General features: G+C 36.2%; 14 protein-coding genes. 13 read left to right on the top strand and 1 reads right to left on the bottom strand.

Translation table 11 applies throughout. The features are described from left to right. Positions 1-8 precede the first annotated feature (8 nt). The 9 genes from iolD (at position 9) to iolE (ending at position 11,188) form a co-directional block, all read left to right on the top strand. Positions 9-1,946, top strand: coding sequence for a 3D-(3,5/4)-trihydroxycyclohexane-1,2-dione acylhydrolase (decyclizing) (iolD, locus tag BM183_RS12570; RefSeq protein ID WP_091687227.1), 1,938 nt, complete (start codon positions 9-11; stop codon positions 1,944-1,946). A gap of 186 nt (positions 1,947-2,132) precedes the next feature. Further along, on the top strand, positions 2,133-2,924 hold the full coding sequence (locus BM183_RS12565) for a 5-deoxy-glucuronate isomerase (RefSeq protein ID WP_330392421.1): 792 nt from the start codon (positions 2,133-2,135) through the stop codon (positions 2,922-2,924). A gap of 585 nt (positions 2,925-3,509) precedes the next feature. Then, a complete protein-coding gene (locus BM183_RS12560) occupies positions 3,510-4,520 on the top strand; it encodes a sugar ABC transporter substrate-binding protein (RefSeq protein ID WP_170847997.1) in 1,011 nt (336 codons plus the stop codon). Between the two features lie 84 nt (positions 4,521-4,604). Continuing rightward, a complete protein-coding gene (locus tag BM183_RS12555; RefSeq protein ID WP_091687225.1) occupies positions 4,605-5,609 on the top strand; it encodes a Gfo/Idh/MocA family protein in 1,005 nt (334 codons plus the stop codon). A gap of 37 nt (positions 5,610-5,646) precedes the next feature. Further along, on the top strand, positions 5,647-7,149 hold the full coding sequence (locus BM183_RS12550; RefSeq protein WP_091687224.1) for a sugar ABC transporter ATP-binding protein: 1,503 nt from the start codon (positions 5,647-5,649) through the stop codon (positions 7,147-7,149). Beyond that, positions 7,149-8,150 (top strand): ABC transporter permease, encoded by a 1,002-nt coding sequence (locus tag BM183_RS12545; RefSeq protein WP_091687223.1) that lies wholly within the window; start codon positions 7,149-7,151, stop codon positions 8,148-8,150. Before BM183_RS12550 ends, BM183_RS12545 begins: the two co-directional genes overlap by 1 nt. Positions 8,151-8,233: 83 nt before the next feature. Continuing rightward, positions 8,234-9,157 carry a sugar phosphate isomerase/epimerase family protein gene (locus BM183_RS12540; protein WP_091687222.1) on the top strand — a complete coding sequence of 308 codons (924 nt, stop codon included), beginning with the start codon at positions 8,234-8,236 and terminating at the stop codon, positions 9,155-9,157. A 41-nt stretch (positions 9,158-9,198) separates the two neighbouring features. After that, positions 9,199-10,212, top strand: coding sequence for an inositol 2-dehydrogenase (iolG, locus tag BM183_RS12535; RefSeq protein ID WP_091687221.1), 1,014 nt, complete (start codon positions 9,199-9,201; stop codon positions 10,210-10,212). 82 nt (positions 10,213-10,294) lie between these two features. Further along, positions 10,295-11,188 (top strand): myo-inosose-2 dehydratase, encoded by an 894-nt coding sequence (gene iolE / locus BM183_RS12530; protein WP_091687220.1) that lies wholly within the window; start codon positions 10,295-10,297, stop codon positions 11,186-11,188. Positions 11,189-11,389: 201 nt separating this feature from the next. On the opposite strand, the gene BM183_RS12525 is transcribed toward iolE, so the two are convergent. Then, positions 11,390-12,154 (bottom strand): DeoR/GlpR family DNA-binding transcription regulator, encoded by a 765-nt coding sequence (locus tag BM183_RS12525; RefSeq protein WP_091687219.1) that lies wholly within the window; start codon positions 12,152-12,154, stop codon positions 11,390-11,392. A gap of 310 nt (positions 12,155-12,464) precedes the next feature. Here BM183_RS12525 and BM183_RS12520 point away from each other — a divergent pair, with 310 nt between their 5' ends. The 4 genes from BM183_RS12520 to BM183_RS12505 all read left to right on the top strand — a co-directional run bounded on the left by BM183_RS12520 (position 12,465) and on the right by BM183_RS12505 (position 17,766). Next, positions 12,465-13,307 (top strand): class II fructose-bisphosphate aldolase, encoded by an 843-nt coding sequence (locus tag BM183_RS12520; protein ID WP_091687218.1) that lies wholly within the window; start codon positions 12,465-12,467, stop codon positions 13,305-13,307. Between the two features lie 42 nt (positions 13,308-13,349). Beyond that, the gene (gene iolC / locus BM183_RS12515) at positions 13,350-14,366 is read left to right on the top strand and encodes a 5-dehydro-2-deoxygluconokinase (RefSeq protein WP_091687217.1); all 1,017 of its coding nucleotides are present in this window, start codon (positions 13,350-13,352) and stop codon (positions 14,364-14,366) included. Between the two features lie 265 nt (positions 14,367-14,631). Beyond that, the gene (locus tag BM183_RS12510; protein ID WP_091687216.1) at positions 14,632-16,134 is read left to right on the top strand and encodes a CoA-acylating methylmalonate-semialdehyde dehydrogenase; all 1,503 of its coding nucleotides are present in this window, start codon (positions 14,632-14,634) and stop codon (positions 16,132-16,134) included. A gap of 621 nt (positions 16,135-16,755) precedes the next feature. Next, positions 16,756-17,766: a dihydroxyacetone kinase subunit DhaK gene (locus BM183_RS12505; RefSeq protein WP_091687215.1), complete on the top strand. Its 1,011-nt coding sequence runs from the start codon at positions 16,756-16,758 to the stop codon at positions 17,764-17,766. Positions 17,767-17,901 lie beyond the last annotated feature (135 nt).

Here is a 17,901-nt window from a genome sequence, read left to right as displayed (position 1 = left end):
AGGATAATATGGTTAAAACAGTGAGAATGACCACAGCACAAGCACTAGTGAAGTTCTTGGACAATCAATATGTCAATATGGATGGAGAAGAAATCAAATTTGTATCAGGAATATTCACTATATTCGGACATGGAATGGTGTTAGGTCTAGGTCAGGCATTGGATGAAAATCCTGGTTCTTTGAAAGTATATCAGGGAAGAAATGAACAGGGCATGGCTCATGTGGCTACTGCTTATGCGAAGCAGAATAATAGAAAAAGAATCATAGCATGCTCATCGTCTATTGGCCCGGGGGCAGCCAATATGGTAACGGCAGCAGCTGTAGCTACCGTCAATAATATTCCTTTATTATTATTACCAAGTGATACATTTTCAACAAGACAGCCAGATCCGGTATTGCAACAAATTGAACAAAGTAACGATCTTTCCATAACAACAAACGATGCCTTTAAACCTGTTTGTAAATATTGGGATAGGATTGCAAGGCCGGAGCAGTTAATGACAGCGTTAATTAATGCAATGCGTGTACTAACCGATCCAGAACAATCAGGTGCTGTTTGTGTTGCAATACCACAGGATGTTCAAGGAGAAAGTTTTGATTTTCCGGAACAGTTCTTCCAGAAAAGAGTACATAGAATAACAAGACAAATCCCTGCGAGAGAAGAAATAGATGACGTTATAAGCCTGATATTACAAAGCAAATTTCCAATGATTATTTGTGGTGGGGGAGTAAAATATTCTTGTGCCGGAACGACATTGGAAAAGTTTTGTGAAGACTTTAATATACCTTTCGCTGAAACACAGGCGGGAAAAAGTGCCTGCAGCTCTAATTCTCCATATAATTTAGGAGGAATAGGGGTAACGGGTAATCTTGCTGCTAATACCATAGCCCAAAAAGCCGACTTAGTAATTGTTATAGGCTCTAGAATGACTGACTTTACAACTGGTTCCAAATCTCAGTTTAAGAATCCAAATGTAAGGTTTATTACTTTGAATGTATCTAAGTTTCATGCTTATAAGTTTGATAGTGTAAAGGCTGTTGGTGATGCAAAAGCTGGATTAGAAGCAATCAGCACTGTTTTAAAAGAAAAAGGTTATCACTCTGCTTATACAACCCAGATACAAGAAGCAAAAGAGGCGTGGAAAAAAGAAATGAATTTCTTTGCTTCCTATACATATGATGATGAATTCAGACCTCTTATAAAGGCAGGAAACCCTGATAGTATTAAGGAATTTAATGAATTAACAGGCAGTAAGCTGACACAAGTAGCAGCAATCAGTTTAATTCGTGAGGTGATAGAAAAAGATGCAATTATTACCGGTGCATCTGGCAGCTTACCCGGGGATTTACAGAGAATGTGGACAACAGATGTAAAAGACAGTTACCATATGGAATATGGATATTCCTGTATGGGATATGAAATTGCTGCCGCATTAGGAGCGAAAATTGCTGAACCAAATAGAGAAGTATATGCCATGTGTGGTGATGGAAGTTATTTAATGCTCCATAGCGAGGCGGTTACTTCAATACAAGAACGTAAGAAAATTAATATTCTTTTGTTTGATAATAGTGGTTTTGGTTGTATTAATAACCTGGAAATGTCAAATGGAGTTGGTAATCTTGCAACAGAGTTTAGATATCGTGACAATGAAGACAGTCCATCCCATGATGGAGGATTAATTACAATTGACTACGCTATGAATGCTGCAGGGTATGGACTTAAGACTTATAAAGCCAGAACATTAGAAGAGTTAAGAGATGCCTTAGAAGATGCAAAGAAACAAAAAGTATCAACTTTAATTGACATTAAAGTTCTGCCCAAAACTATGACAGAAGGCTATGATTCATGGTGGCATGTAGGAATAGCCAGCACATCTAAAAAAGAATCCGTACAGGTTGCTTATCAAGATAAAGAAAATAATCTAAAAAATGCAAGAAGGTATTAATTGTGAAAAGCATCTTCACAATGGAAGACCATGTCTTCCATTTGGAAGAACTCTGGCATGAGAGTCCATTGGAATTCTCACGTTGAACTTCTTCGTCTGTTATTTAACATGTGGCAAAGCCGCATTATGTTGGAATAGCGAAAAATGATTTGTTTGTGCCTTGAGGGAGGCGAAAGGAATGATAAAATGATGAATAACAAATTTGGTTATCCTGAATTTGATGAAAATGGCATCAAAGTTCTTACCGAAATGGAAGGGCTTTATAAAGATATGCTAATGAATATTACAGTTTATAAAATGAAGAATGGTGATGTTCGGGAATTTTACTCAGTGAATGAAGAACAGGCAGTGCTTCTTGTAACCGGTGATGTTAAATATCAGTGGGAAAAGGAAAGCAGAAATGTAAAAAGAGGTAATTTCTTAAAAGAAGGTATATGGTGTCTTCATGTGTGCAAAGACACTAAGGTTACAATAACTGCTTTTGCAGATACAGAAATCTTGGTGCAATCTACCACAAATGAAAGAGAATTTGCGCCTGTATTCTATACTCCTGAAGATTGTATTGAAGCATTGGCAGGAAAGGACTTGTGCGAAGGAACTGCAAGACGGATTGTAAGAACTGCTTTTGATTATAATAATGCACCATACTCCAATATGGTATTGGGTGAAATCGTGGGTTTTCAAGGTGGATGGTCCGGATATATACCACATCATCATCCCCAGCCTGAAGTATATTATTATCGTTTTGATAAACCTCAAGGCTTTGGTGCCTGCTTTATCGGAGATGATGTATTTAAAATTAAAGATGGAAGCTTTAGTGCATTGACTCCGGGAAAAACACATCCCCAGGTAACTGCTCCTGGTTATCCTATGTATGTTGTTTGGATGATTCGCCATCTGGACGGTAATCCATGGACAGATCGGGTTGATGATCCGGATCATTTATGGATGGTGGATACGCCTATTACTTATCGGTAAAAATTATAAGGATTCTAAAATAAAAACATTATGAAAAAGAATTTCACATTCGCCTTCATAATGTTTTTTTAAAATTGGAATCACTTATAATGTTCAAAAAGAATATCAAAATATAACAAAGATTATTGTGGCTAATCAGAATTAGAGAAAATAAACGAAATCCCAATACAATTTAATAAAAAGATATAAAAATAACACAGAAAGTAACTGGATAAATAAGAAAATATGGTCATTTGTATGATGTTTTGAAAGAAATGCTACAAAAAATTGAATAAAAATCATAAATATATATTGACAAAACTATAAAGCGATTGTAATATATAACAAAGAGTTGATAATATTAAACTAAAATATAACCAACATATTGCAAAGAAGTAAATAAAAAACTGTGATTTGATGGGTTGTTTTGAATGTTAGATATAGCACATTCATGGCTGTGGATATTTAGTAATACTTTTTCACAGAAGGTATTGTATTTATTATGGAAGCAATTAATTATACATAGATGAAGATGTATTCAATTACTTGTGAAAATTGCTTTAAAAGCGAAAAACAAAAACAATGTATTGTGAAGGGAGATTTACTATGAAAAAAATTTTAGCTTTATTAACAACAGTAGTTATGATTGTTGGTTTGACAGCATGTGGCGGCTCAAAAGACAAAACTACATCGAAACCGGAAGAGTCAAAAGAGACAACAAATTCTGGAGAAACTCCAGAAAAAGCAGAAGATTCAAACATTAGAGTCGGCGTAATTTTAAAAACTCTATCCAGTGAGTATTGGAGTTATGTTGCTGCTGGCGTTAAGCAAGCGGGGGAAGACCTGGGAGTAACTGTTGATTTACAAGGTCCGGCTTCTGAAACAGCTTATGATGAACAAAATAATATGATTGAGACTATGCTATCTTCTCCGGATCTTGATGCTTTTGTAATCTCACCATTGCAACCGGAATCTGTTGTTTCTGTAATTGGAGATACCAACGTACCGGTTCTATTTGTAGATACGGATGCTCCTTATGAAAACAAGGTATCATATATTGGTACTGGTAACTATGAAGCAGCATATCTTGGTGGGGACTATGCAGCTAAAAAAGCTGGCAAAGGTTCAAAAGCGGTTATCATTGGAGGCGTTCAAGGCAATACATCAAGTGATGAACGTGAAAGAGGATATAGGGAAGCACTTGAGGCTAATGGCGTAGAGCTGGCAGCAGTTCAATATGCAGAAGGACTTGCAGATAAAGCAGCAAGTATTATGGAAAACTTACTAACAAGCTTAGATAATGATGTGGATATTGTTTTATGTAATAATGATGAAATAGCGACAGGTGCATCAAGATCTGTTGAACAGGCCGGCTTAAATGACGTAATAATAGTTGGATTTGATGGTATTCAAGCAGGTGTACAAAATGTTGTGGATGGTAAATTTACTGCAACTGTTGCTCAATCACCTTTTGATATGGGATACTCAGCAGTAGAAAAAGCAGTAGCTGCAGCAAAAGGAGAAGATGTTATGAAATACATAGATACCGGTGCTATTGTTATAACATCTGAGAATGCAGAAACATACCTGGCAGAATTAAAATCAAAACTTGAATAAAGAAGGACAACTGATCGGTTCTTTATATAGCAGCATTTACTCCTACAGGTAGTGTAGGAGTAAATGTTCTAGGGAAGGTGAAAGATGGAGTTAAGAATTGGAGTTATTGGAACTGGTGCAATCGGAGAGGATCATATAAGACGTTTGACAGATACTATTACAGGAGCCAGAGTAGTAGCACTATCCGATATTAATAAAGAAAATGCAATGCGAGTATCTAAAAAATATAATGTGACTTTTTATGAAACTGGTTATGAGGTAATCTGGTCGCCGGATGTAGATGCAGTTGTAATAGCATCTTGGGATCCCACCCATGCAGAGTTTGTATTAGAATGTATCAAAGCAAAAAAGCATGTATTATGCGAGAAACCATTAGGAACCTCAGCAGAAGAGTGTATGGAAATTGTTAAAGCTGAGGCGGCGGGTGGTAAGAAATTAGTTCAAGTAGGATTTATGCGTCGTTACGATAAAGGATATAGAAAGTTAAAAGAAATCATTGAAAGCGGAGAAATCGGAGAACCGTTAATGATACATTGTTGTCATAGAAACCGTGTTCCTGGCCCACAGCATACAACCGATATGACCATTAAAAACTCGGGTATACATGAAATAGATATTTTAAGATGGCTGCTTGGGGAAGATTATGAATCGGGACAAGTATTAATGGCAAAGCAAAATCAAAACGCACTGGATGGTTTGAAAGATCCGCAAATTATGTTATTGAAGACAAAAAGTGGTGTAAGAATTGATGCTGAAGTTAATATGAATTCTCATTATGGATACGATATTCAATGTGAAGTTGTAGGCGAAAAAGGAGTAATTCGCTTGCCTGATCCAATTAGCATATTAAAAAAGAAATCTGGTATGGGTTCTCATGAAATATTAGCAGATTGGTCACAAAGATTTGTAGAAGCTTATGATGTGGAATTTCAACAGTGGATTAACAGCATAAAGGAATCAGGTCCGGTGGGACCAAATGCATGGGATGGATATGTTGCTGCCGTAACGGCAGATACGTTAATAAAAGCGAGAAAATTAAAGACGATTGAACCTATAATACTAGAACCGCAACCTGCATTCTACTGCTAAATGATAACGTGAGAATTAGAGAAAAGGTGATAAAACTATGGGGAATTATGTAGTAGAATTAAAAAATGTTACAAAGCGATTTCCGGGCGTGGTTGCGCTTCGAGATATGTCTTTGCAGATAAAACCGGGAGAAATCTTAGGACTGATTGGCGAGAATGGAGCAGGAAAATCCACACTGATCAAGATTTTAACAGGTGTTCATTCAGCCGATGAAGGAGAAATGTTTATTAATGGAGTAAAACAGGATATAAAGACTCCCAGTGATGCAAAAAATGCGGGAATTGCCTGTGTTTATCAAGAATTAAATATAGTCAAAGAACTCTCCATTACAGATAATATTTTTATTAATAAATATATACATAAAAAGAATAGTAAATTTCTTGATTATAAGGCCATGCATAAAAAGGCACATGAGGTTATGCTTTCCTTAGGTCAAGATGTAGATGTAACCAAGCCTTGTGCTAACTTTGGTATGGGAATTTTGCAAATGGTTGAAATTGCAAAAGCAGTACTTATTGATGCGAAACTAATTATTATGGATGAACCTACTTCAAGCCTTGGTGAAAAAGAGGTTAAACAATTAATGAAAACGGTTCGTAGTTTAAAAGAACGTGGGGTTTCTATTTTATTTGTGTCTCATAAATTAGAAGAATTGTTTGAATTATGTGATAGAGTTACAGTTATGCGTGACGGTGAGCATATAACTACAGATGCCATTGAAGACATGGATAATGACAAACTAATTACTGCCATGGTTGGACGTACTCTAAACAATCAATATCCCAAGATAGAAGGAAAACGAGGAAAAGAAGCACTAAGAATTGAAAATTTAAATTCAACAGGTGTTTTACATAATATCAGTTTTACGGCATATCACGGTGAAATATTGGGGATTGCAGGTTTAGTAGGCGCAGGCCGTACAGAAACTTTTCAAGCAATCTTTGGAGCTTTTCCGGTGGATGGAGGACATATTTATATAAAAGGTAAAAGGGTAACTATAAAATCTCCAAAGGATGCGGTGAAAAATAGAATTGCATTATTGACTGAGGATAGAAAAGGTCAGGGTCTGGTATTGTCACAAGGAATTGATACGAACCTTATACTTGCCAATTTATCAAAATTTACAAAAGGCCTTTGGCTGAACAAAGAAAAAATAAAAAACAATGGAGATCAAGCCGTAGATGATTTAAAAATCAAAACCCCAGGTCTAACTGCAATAACAAGTCAATTATCTGGTGGTAATCAGCAAAAGGTAGTTATTGGCAAATGGCTGAATACGGATGCCGATATTTATCTCTTTGATGAACCGACAAGAGGAATTGATGTTGGTGCTAAGGTAGAAGTTTATAACATTATGAATGACTTGGTAGCAAAAGGTAAATGCGTAATTATGGTTTCTTCTGAGCTGCCGGAAATTTTAGGCATGAGTGATAGAGTTATTGTAATGCGTGGTGGTAAAATTATGGGTGAAATAGACAGACATAATGAAGGATTTACTCAGGAAAATATTATGAAGGCTGCTTGGGGAGGAAGAATATAATGGAAAGCATAATAAATATTAAAAAGATTCTTGGAAAGTTAGGCCCATTGTTGGCGTTGATAGTATTATCAATTATATTATCTTTTTCTAGTCCAAATTTCTTAACAATTAATAATATAATGAATATTCTGAGACAAACTGCTGTAAATGGCACAATTGCCTCCGGTATGCTTGTAGTATTAATAACTGCCGGTATTGATTTATCAGTTGGAGCAAATGCAGTTCTATGTGCCAGTATAATGGGTATGTTGTTGGATAAGTTTGGAATCACTAATCCGGTGATATTAATAGGAGCTGCATTACTTACAGGTGTACTGATCGGTTGTATAAATGGTTTGCTTCTTACAAAGTTTCATTTGCCTCATCCTTTTGTTTCTACATTAGGTATGAAAAATGTACTTTGTGGTTTAGCTCTATTCGTAGTATCTACTAAGACAATAAGCGGCTTCCCTGGTTCAATTACCTGGCTTGGTTCTGCCAACCTTTTTAAGAGGGGTAGCTTTTCGGGAATTCCTATTGCTTTTATAGCTATGCTAATATTATTTGTTGGATTTCATGTATTGCTGAACAAAACTGCTCTTGGAAGAGCGATATACTGTGCTGGAGGTAACTTGGAAGCAACTCGTCTTTCTGGAATTAATACAGATAATGTTTTGATTTTTGTATACTCCCTTTCCGGATTTGTTTGTGCAATTGCAGGAATAGTTATTGTAGGACGTTCCGGTGTTGCTAATCCATCTTCAGCAATTTCTCCGTATGATACAGATGCAATTGCAGCATGTATCATTGGTGGTGCATCCTTTAGCGGGGGCAAAGGTACTATATGGGGAACCCTGATCGGAGCTTTAATAATTTCCATCATCCGAAATGGATTAACATTACTTAAAGCTGCAAGTGATGTGCAATACATGGTTATCGGAATAGTTATCATAGCGGCTGTCTTTATTGATGTGACACGTAATAGAATGGAAGAAAAAGCAAGAAGACTAGCTGGTAAATAAATTCAATGAGGAATTTTAAACAATTAGCTATGCAAATATGTGCTGAGCCCAATAACCGGTGTTTCAGCAGAATGGAGACTAATATGAGATTGAGTTATATTCCTGATAGCCTGGGACACCTAAAATTAGACCATATGCTTGATACAGTTCATGCTTTAGGAGTAGATGCGATTGAATTAACAACTGGTAATTGGTCTGAAGCACCTCATATAAACCTGGATGAATTGGTTTCTGATTCAGAATCAAGAAAGAGGCTTCAAGAAAGTTTTTCTTCAAGAAACATGGAAATAGTAGCATTAAATTGTTCTGGTAATCCTTTAGCTTATGAAAAAGATATGGAAGTAACATTAAAAACATTTCAACTTTCAGAACAACTTGGAATAAAAAAAGTAGTTATGATGAGTGGATTGCCTTCCGGTTGTAAAAATGATATAACCCCTGTTTGGATTACAACCAGCTGGCCGCCTATGACACAGGATATTTTAAAGTATCAGTGGGAAGAGGTAGCAATTCCTAAGTGGATTAAGTTAGTAGAACAGGCGAAGGATTTTGGAATTGAAAAAATCGCTCTGGAAAACCATGGGTGGCAGTTGGTGTATAATCCGGAGACCCTTTTAAAGCTTAGAAAAGAAGTTGGACCCATGATAGGTATGAATTTGGATCCCAGCCATTTGTTTTGGATGGGTGGGGATCCCATAGAGGCTTTAAGAGAATTGGGAGATGCCCTTTACCATATCCATGCAAAAGATTCCAGGTTAGAGAGAAGGTTGTTAGGACCCAATGGTGTCCTTGATACAAAGCCAATTGAAGAATACTCCAATCGTTCATGGAATTACGTAGCAGTAGGATGTGGACACAGCGGACAATGGTGGAAAGAATTTTTCTCTGTTGCCAGAATGATTGGTTATAATGATGTAGTTTCCCTTGAAATGGAAGACCTGACAATGGATGCTCTGACTGGAGTAAAGATGTCTATTGAGGTCATACGGCAAGGGTTAGGTATATAAGACAATAATACAATAATACAAATAAGAAAGGAATGGTTAACGTGATTAAAATAGGAATTATAGGGGCAGGCAGAATCGGCAGAGTACATATGGAGGGAGTTACCACTGGAGTTAAAAATGCAACGGTAGTTGCAATTGCAGATCCTTTTATGAATGATGATATAAAGAAATGGGCAGCAGAATATGGGGTTAAGACCTGCTATTCAGATTACCATAATATTTTGGATGATCCTAATATTGATGCTGTTATGATCTGTTCTTCTACTGATACTCATGCAGATATTGCAATTGAGGCTATTAGAGCCCATAAACATGTATTTTGTGAAAAACCTATTTCGCAAGATTTAGGCAAGATTAAAGCAGTAATGGAAGAATTAAAGAAATCAGATGTTAAATTTCAAGTAGGATTCAACAGAAGATTTGATCATAACTTCCAGGCTATAAGAGATGCAGTTGAAGCTGGAAAAATTGGTGATGTTCACCTGATTAGAGTAACAGCACGTGACCCGGAAGCTCCTTCTATAGATTATGTAAAAAGTTCAGGTGGAATGTTCCTTGATATGACTATTCATGATTTTGATATGGTATGCTTCTTGTCAGGATGTAAGGTAAAAGAAGTTTATGCAGCAGGAGCAGCACTGGTTAATCCGGATATTGCAAAAGTTGGAGATATTGACACTGCTGTAATTACATTAAAAATGGAAAATGGATCAATTGGCGTAATTGATAATTCCAGACAAGCGGTTTATGGATATGATCAAAGAGCTGAGGTATTTGGTTCCAAAGGCCAGATTAATGTGGCAAATGACACGCCTTCAACCGCGGTGCTTAGTACAGCAGATGGAGTTATTAGTGATAAGCCGCTGTACTTCTTCCTGGAACGTTATATGGCATCATTTACTAAAGAAGTGGCTGAATTTACAAAAGCAATTGAAAATAATACAAAAGTACCTGTAGATGTTGAAGAAGGGTTACAACCGATTTTAATTGCAATTGCAGCAAAGAAATCACTGGATGAAAATCGCCCGGTTAAAATTTCAGAAATTAAATTCTAATTAGCAAGAAAGAGAAGCTGTTACAAAGCACATCATGTTTGGAAGGTTAAAAATAAACGAAGAAAGAGTGTTGAGGGTAAATATGTTAGATAAAAATAAAGTAAAGTTGGGAATTGCACCAATTGCATGGACCAATGACGACATGCCGGATCTGGGAAAAGAAAATACATTTGAGCAATGTGTCAGTGAAATGGCATTGGCTGGTTTTACCGGTTCGGAAATCGGAAATAAATATCCTAAAGATGTTGATACCTTGAAAAAAGCTTTGGATTTAAGAGGAATTCAAATATGTAACTGCTGGTTTTCTTCCTTTTTAATAACAAAACCCTATGAAGAGACGGAAAAAGAATTTATTAAACAATTAGATTTTTTAAAGGCTATGGGGGCTAAGGTTATTGGTGTTGCAGAACAGGGCCATAGTATACAAGGACTTGATAAAGCAGTGTTTGATGAAAAATACATAATGAATGATGAAGAGTGGGATATGCTTTGCACAGGATTAAACAAACTGGGTAAAGTTGCAAAAGAGAGAGGCTTGTCTTTAACTTATCATCATCATATGGGAACGGTTATACAAACAGAAGAAGAAGTGGAACGTTTTATGAATGGTACTGATCCGGAATATGTAAGTCTTCTTTTTGATACAGGACATTTTGCATATAGTGGAGTAGATCCTTTAAAAATGGTTAAGAAATACGTGAATCGGATTAAACATGTACATCTAAAAGATATCAGACCGGATGTAGTTAAGAAGGTAAAGGAAGAGCATTTAAGCTTTTTACAAGGAGTTCGTCTTGGAACCTTTACAATACCGGGAGATGGCTGTATTGACTTTGAGCCTATTTTTAAGGAACTGGAAGATGCGGGATACGAAGGTTATATGCTAGTTGAAGCGGAACAAGATCCGGCAATTGCAAACCCTTTGGAATACGCAATAAAAGCAAGAAAATACATATCAGAAAAAACAGGATTGTAAAATTGTTAGATAGAATTGCAAGATTGTAGTTCTGAACCTGAATGGAGAAGAGATTTACAAAACTGTCATTCTGAGCCGGTAAGGCGAAGAATCTCATTTTTAAACGAGATTCTTCGAGTGTGGAGTTCAACGAAGTTGAACTTGCGCTCATAGAATGACAGTTTTTTATTTGCAACAGTCTTTCTATATGTTGATTGGATACTATTTATCGTCTGCTAATATAATGCCGCAATTACTCTTGCTTAACGTTTCCTTTAAAGAAGCAGGAGGCATGGAATCTGTAATAATTGAGTCGATGTTATCAAAGTTTGAAAATGTCATTAAGGATATTACATCGAATTTTGTATGATCTACTAATAAATAGTTTTTCTGACTTTTCATTAATGCAGTTCGTTTAATCTCGGTTTCTGCTGGAGAAGAATTAGTGCATCCGCCCATTATTGATATTCCGGTGGCAGCAACAAAAGATTTGCTGATATTATATTGACTTAACACATTGGCTGCAGATGAACCGGTAAATGATAAGGTTTTGCGATTTAAAGTGCCGGATAAAGATATTATGTTAATATTCGGATATGGAATGGAACGCATTATTACTTCGATATTATTAGTAAGTATTGTTAAGTTCTTTAAATCTTTAATATATTCAATCATATGCACGGTTGTGGTTCCGGAATCAATAAAAATAATTTCGTTATCATTGGCTAATTCGGCTGCTTTTTTAGCTATTACCTGTTTTTGATGAAGGTTACTAATGTTACGTTCATCAAAGGAAACCATAGGTTTAAAGCCATCTACAGTAACTCCGCCATAAATTTTTTTGATTTTCTCTGTTTCTACTAATTCATCTATGTCTCGTCTAATGGTGTTTTTGGAAACTTGAAACTCTTCACATAATTGATCAAGGGTAACGGTTTTATTTTGATAGATATATTCTTTTATATCATCAATACGTTTGGACCTCATTATAGTACTCCTCTCTGTGTATATGGTATTTTGAAGCTTATTTATATAATAATAAATTAATAATATTATATCTAATTATAAAAAATAATGCAATTGTAAAATGAACTAAAACAAAAAACATTATCATCATTTACAATAAAAATAATAATAAAATACCACCATTATGTCTCTTGGATTGATAGAAACTTATACTTGATTGATTAAAATTGCTTGACTTATGGTTATGTTTATGGTATAAAATGAGTATATTGATATTAAGTTATTGAAACGTGTTGGTAAAGATAAAATATAAATGAAAGAGGTGAAATACATGCCGCTTGTTAATATGTCACAACTTTTAGAGGAGGCCCAAAAAGGCAATTATGGTATTGGGGCTTTTAGTGTGGCTAACATGGAAATGGTAATGGGAGCAATTAAGGCCGCTGAAGAGTTAAAGTCACCAATCATCTTACAGATTGCACAAGTCCGCCTTCCTTATTCTCCATTATCTATGATTGGACCGTTAATGGTTGCAGCAGCAAAAACAGCAGCAGTACCGGTGGCAGTTCATTTGGATCATGGTTTGGATCTTGAAGTAGTTAAACAGGCATTAGATTTAGGATTCACATCAGTTATGATAGACGCATCCCAGTTACCCATTGAAGAAAATATTTCAATTGTTAAAAAGGTGATAGAAATTGCAAAGCCATATGGTGCAAGTGTAGAAGCAGAAGTAGGCCAGTTGGCAGGAAGCGAAGACGGAAGTGTAGACAACGAAATGTTATATTCTGATCCTGACGAAGTAGAAGAATTATATAAAAACACCAATCTGGATGCAATAGCACTTTCTATTGGCAATGCCCATGGACTTTATAAACAGGAGCCAAAATTAAACTTTAGTATTCTGGAACAAGCTAGAAAAAGAGTTCCTGTGCCATTAGTCCTTCATGGAGGAACCGGCATTAGTGTTACGGATTTTAGAAACTGTATTGCCGGTGGGGTTAGAAAGTTAAATGTTGCAACTGCTACCTTCTTATCCGTAGAGAATGCTGTTAGAGAATATTCTAAGGGCGAAAAAAAAGATTATTTTTTAATGAGCAGTGCTATGGTGCAAGGCACTTATGAAAATGTCAGTAAACATATAAAGATATTCCAAAGTGATAATAAGGCATAATAGATCACTTATTAAAGTGAATCAGGAAAGGGTGAATGGACTATGGGGATTATTGAGTTTGACAATACTAAGAAATATGATTTGATTTTATTAGGAAGAGTAGCAATTGACTTTAATCCAATTGACTATTATAAGCCTCTGTCAGAAAGTGTTACATTCAAAAAATATCTTGGAGGTTCTCCGGCTAATATTGCTGTGGGAATGGCTAGATTAGGAAAGAAGATTGGTTTTATTGGAAAGGTTTCTGACGACCAGTTTGGAGATTTTGTTACAAATTACTTTAACAAGGAAGGCATTGATACATCACATATTACCAGATGTACTAATGGTGAGAAACTGGGACTTACCTTTACAGAAATTTTAAGTGAAACCGAAAGCAGTATTTTAATGTATCGGGACTCTATTGCAGATTTGCAGTTAGATGTAAAGGATATAGATGAAGACTACATAATGAATACAAAAGCAATTCTTATATCAGGAACCGCATTGGCCCAAAGTCCTTCCAGGGAAGCGGCGTTAAAGGCATTGGCTTTAGCTAAAAAGAATAATGTAAAGGTTATTTTTGATGTGGATTATCGTCCATACAATTGGAAAAATGATGATGAAATAGCTATATACTATTCCGTAGTGGCAAAAGAAAGTGATGTAATATTGGGTTCCAGAGAAGAGTTTGATCTGACAGAACAATTAATAGAAAAAGGCAGGACTGATTTAGAAACTGCAAAATATTTTCATTCACAAGGCTGTAAGGTTGTAGTGATAAAACATGGTAAAGAAGGCTCTACCGCCTATACCAATGATGGAAACCAATACAGCATCAAACCATTTCCGGTAAAACTTCTTAAATCTTTTGGCGGTGGGGATGGTTATGCATCTGCTTTCTTATACGGTTTATTTGAAGGGCTTGATATTATTGATTGTCTTGAATTAGGCAGTGCATCAGCAGCTTTGTTAGTAGCCAGCCATGGATGCTCAGAAGATATGCCTGATATTAAATCGGTAAAAGAATTTATTGCAGATAGTAAAAAGAAGTATGGCGATATGATTGCAAGAGCTTGATCTTATCAGAAAAGCCGCCCCCTTCTTTAAGGGGGGAGAAAGACTTGCCTGCTTAGACAGGAGTTTAAGTCCTTAACGAAATGCTATGAAATGACAATAAGTTGTGAGCGAGTAATGATAAGGGATAAACTTACCTGTAGGCAAAACTTGCCCTAGTCAATGAGAATAGCCACTTTGACGGTAAGCGTAAAATGTAAGAATAAAGTATAAAAATTACAAAAAGTTAAAAGAGTTATTTAAATAAATAAAAAGGAGAGAAAAAAGCATGGAGACAATCAAATATTTTGTAGGCGGACAGTACCGCGAATCAAAAACAGACAAGTATTATGATGTTTATAATCCCAGCACTGGAGAAATAACCGCAAAGGTTCCTTGCTGTACAAAGGAGGAAGTGGAAGAAGTTATTTCCGTTGCCAAAGAAGCTTATCAATCATGGTCGAAGGTACCTGTTTTAAAACGTGTACAAACTTTGTATAATGTACGTGATTTGCTTATCAAGCATAGAGAAGAGCTGACCTTATTGGTAGCCCAGGAACACGGTAAAGTTTGGGCAGAGGCAGAGGGAGATGTATTAAAGGCACAAGAAGGTACAGAACTTGCTTGTTCCGTTCCGTCTCTGATGATGGGTGAATCTTTAATGAATACTTCCGATGGATACGACACCACCCTTAACCGGGAACCACTTGGTGTATTTGCAGGAATAACTCCCTTTAACTTTCCTGCTATGATTCCATTTGGCTGGATGACACCGTTATGTGTAGCAACCGGTAACTGTATTGTACTAAAGGCTTCCAGTTCAACTCCACGTACTGCCTTAAGAATTGCTGAATTATACAAAGAGGCAGGAGTACCTGATGGTGTTGTAAATGTAATAACCTGCAGCAGAGAAGAAGCAGAAATATTCTTATCCCATCCGGATGTTAAGGGGATATCCTTTGTTGGCTCCACTGACGTAGGCAAACATATTTATGGTGTTGCAGCTTCTAATGGAAAGAGAGTTCAAGCATTATGCGAAGCAAAGAACCATGCGTTAGTCATGAATGATGCAGCCATTGAGCGTACTGCTGCCGGTATCATAAACTCTGCATTTGGATGCGCCGGTGAAAGATGTATGGCGCTTCCTGTAGTAGTTGCGGAAGATGAAATCGCAGATGCCTTAGTTTCCAAACTGGTTGAATTAGCTAAGAACTTAAAAGTTGGTCCTGCTTATGATAAGACTTCCACATTAGGACCTGTAGTGGATAATAAACACAAAGAACGTATCTTGAAGTGGATACAAAAAGGAATTGATGAAGGTGCAACTTTAATACTGGATGGCAGAAATGTTACAGTAGAGGGATATGAAAAGGGATTCTACCTGGGACCTACCATTTTTGATCATGTAACAGAAGAAATGACTATTGGAACACAGGAAATCTTTGGACCGGTACTTTGTATTAAGAGAGTAAAGAACTTTGAAGAAGGACTTACTATTATGAATAACAATCCATTTGCAAATGGCTCTGTAATCTTTACTCAAAATGGATATTTTGCAAGAGAATTCGTAAACAGAACCGATGGCGGTATGGTAGGTGTAAATGTTGGCATACCAGTTCCGGTAGGTGTATTCCCATTCTCAGGACATAAGAATTCTTTCTTTGGTGATCTACATTGCCTTGGAAAAGATGGAGTAAGATTCTATACAGAAAGCAAAACTGTTACAACAAAATGGTTTGATGAAGAAGAGAAGAAGAGTACTAAAGTTAGTACTTGGGATGGAACTATTTAACCTGAACAGGGAAATCCTCCGCTCCTGTAAGGGGCAGGGACTGCCTGTTTCAGCAGGAGTTAGGGCTCCGGTTGAAATATCACGTAGTGGTAAGAGGTTTTGAGTAAGTAACGTCAGCAGATAAACTTACCTGTAGGCAAATTTGTCTGCTGATTTACTAATATATAAATATGAATAGAAAAATAATAAGAGATTGTAGAAAAACTGTTATTCTAGGCTGATAAGGCGAAGAATCTCATTTTAAAGTGAGATTTTTCAAGTTTGAATTCAAATTCGTTGAATTTACTCGCTTAGATGGCAGTTTTTTTGTTTTGTAAAAGCTTCAATAACTTTTTAAATTTATATTTTATCTGATTTTTGTTTAATTTATAACCAAGGCTACTAAACAAAACTCAAAGTTGTTTAGTGTATCTGCATATCATCTTCTGTCTGTTTTGTTAGAAATGATGATAATGAACAAATATAAATCTGTTACTAATAATAATGTATAAAATATATATAAAAATATTGACATGAATATATAATAATGTTATGCTTTTAGCAAGAATAGATAAACAAAATAGACATGCGTTTAGTAAACAACTATACTATAAAGCAACTAATATGTAAGGAGGCATAGTTATGAAGAAAATAATTAATCAACCTGAAAATTACGTAAATGAAATGTTAGAGGGCTTATATATTGCCCACCCGGACTTAATCACTTACACCAATGATGATCTTCGTTGCTTGGTAACAGCCAATAAAAAAGAAGGCAAAGTAGGCATAGCGACAGGAGGCGGCTCAGGACATCTGCCTTTGTTCTTAGGTTATGTGGGAAAAGGAATGTTAGACGGTTGTTCAGTAGGAGATGTATTCCAGTCTCCAAGCGCAGAACAGATGTTGGCGGTTACTAAGGCAATTGATTCTGGAGCAGGTGTATTATACATATATGGTAATTATAATGGAGACATATTTAACTTTGATATGGCTGCTGAGATGGCAGACTTTGAAGAAGACATTCCTGTAGAAAGCGTTGTAGCCGGAGAAGATGTTGCATCAGCAGGGCCTACAAAAGAAGGAGAAAAGAACACCAGAAGAGGTGTTGCAGGCATATTTTTTGTATACAAATGTGCCGGTGGTGCAGCCGATGCCATGCTTAATCTGGCGGAAGTAAAACGTGTAGCTGAAAAAGCAGCGGACAACGTAAGAACGATGGGTGTTGCCTTAACACCATGCATCGTACCTCGGGTAGGAAAGCCCGGTTTTAACATTGAAGAGGATGAAATGGAAATCGGTATGGGCATTCATGGTGAGACAGGTATAAGAAGGGGAAAAATAGAGCCTGCTGATCAGATTGTTGATGAAATGCTGGAAAAAATAATTAATGACATTCCTTATGTTAGTGGTAATGAAGTTGCAGTTCTTGTAAATGGCCTTGGTGCCACACCTTTAGATGAACAGTATATCGTTACAAGAAGAATTAACCAATACTTAAAGGATAAAGGAATAAAAGTTTACAGATATTATGTTGGAGAATATGCTACTTCTCTTGAAATGGCAGGTTTTTCAATCTCCTTATTAAAACTGGATGAAGAATTAAAAGGCTATCTGGATGCTCCGGCACAAACACCTTTTTTTGTACAATTATAGAACTAAGTGTGAATTATTAATAATGTATAAAACACACCCTGATTTGCGGCAGTGTCACATCTGTAAGCAGATGCAGCATCTGTGGGAATTAGTGTGAATTACTGAAATGCAGAATACACACTCTGATTTGTAGCA

The sequence above is a fragment of the Anaerocolumna aminovalerica genome, assembly GCF_900115365.1.
Classification (GTDB): Bacteria; Bacillota; Clostridia; order Lachnospirales; family Lachnospiraceae; genus Anaerocolumna; species Anaerocolumna aminovalerica.
This window is presented reverse-complemented; position numbering and strand designations above follow the sequence as displayed.

What these genes read in the sequence shown, in the direction of transcription:
- iolD (WP_091687227.1), top strand. Translation starts at nt 9, where the DNA reads ATGGTTAAAACAGTGAGAATGACCACAGCACAAGCACTAGTGAAGTTC.
- BM183_RS12565 (WP_330392421.1), top strand. Translation starts at nt 2,133, where the DNA reads ATGATGAATAACAAATTTGGTTATCCTGAATTTGATGAAAATGGCATC.
- BM183_RS12560 (WP_170847997.1), top strand. Translation starts at nt 3,510, where the DNA reads ATGAAAAAAATTTTAGCTTTATTAACAACAGTAGTTATGATTGTTGGT.
- BM183_RS12555 (WP_091687225.1), top strand. Translation starts at nt 4,605, where the DNA reads ATGGAGTTAAGAATTGGAGTTATTGGAACTGGTGCAATCGGAGAGGAT.
- BM183_RS12550 (WP_091687224.1), top strand. Translation starts at nt 5,647, where the DNA reads ATGGGGAATTATGTAGTAGAATTAAAAAATGTTACAAAGCGATTTCCG.
- BM183_RS12545 (WP_091687223.1), top strand. Translation starts at nt 7,149, where the DNA reads ATGGAAAGCATAATAAATATTAAAAAGATTCTTGGAAAGTTAGGCCCA.
- BM183_RS12540 (WP_091687222.1), top strand. Translation starts at nt 8,234, where the DNA reads ATGAGATTGAGTTATATTCCTGATAGCCTGGGACACCTAAAATTAGAC.
- iolE (WP_091687220.1), top strand. Translation starts at nt 10,295, where the DNA reads ATGTTAGATAAAAATAAAGTAAAGTTGGGAATTGCACCAATTGCATGG.
- BM183_RS12525 (WP_091687219.1), bottom strand. Translation starts at nt 12,154, where the DNA reads ATGAGGTCCAAACGTATTGATGATATAAAAGAATATATCTATCAAAAT.
- BM183_RS12520 (WP_091687218.1), top strand. Translation starts at nt 12,465, where the DNA reads ATGCCGCTTGTTAATATGTCACAACTTTTAGAGGAGGCCCAAAAAGGC.
- iolC (WP_091687217.1), top strand. Translation starts at nt 13,350, where the DNA reads ATGGGGATTATTGAGTTTGACAATACTAAGAAATATGATTTGATTTTA.
- BM183_RS12510 (WP_091687216.1), top strand. Translation starts at nt 14,632, where the DNA reads ATGGAGACAATCAAATATTTTGTAGGCGGACAGTACCGCGAATCAAAA.
- BM183_RS12505 (WP_091687215.1), top strand. Translation starts at nt 16,756, where the DNA reads ATGAAGAAAATAATTAATCAACCTGAAAATTACGTAAATGAAATGTTA.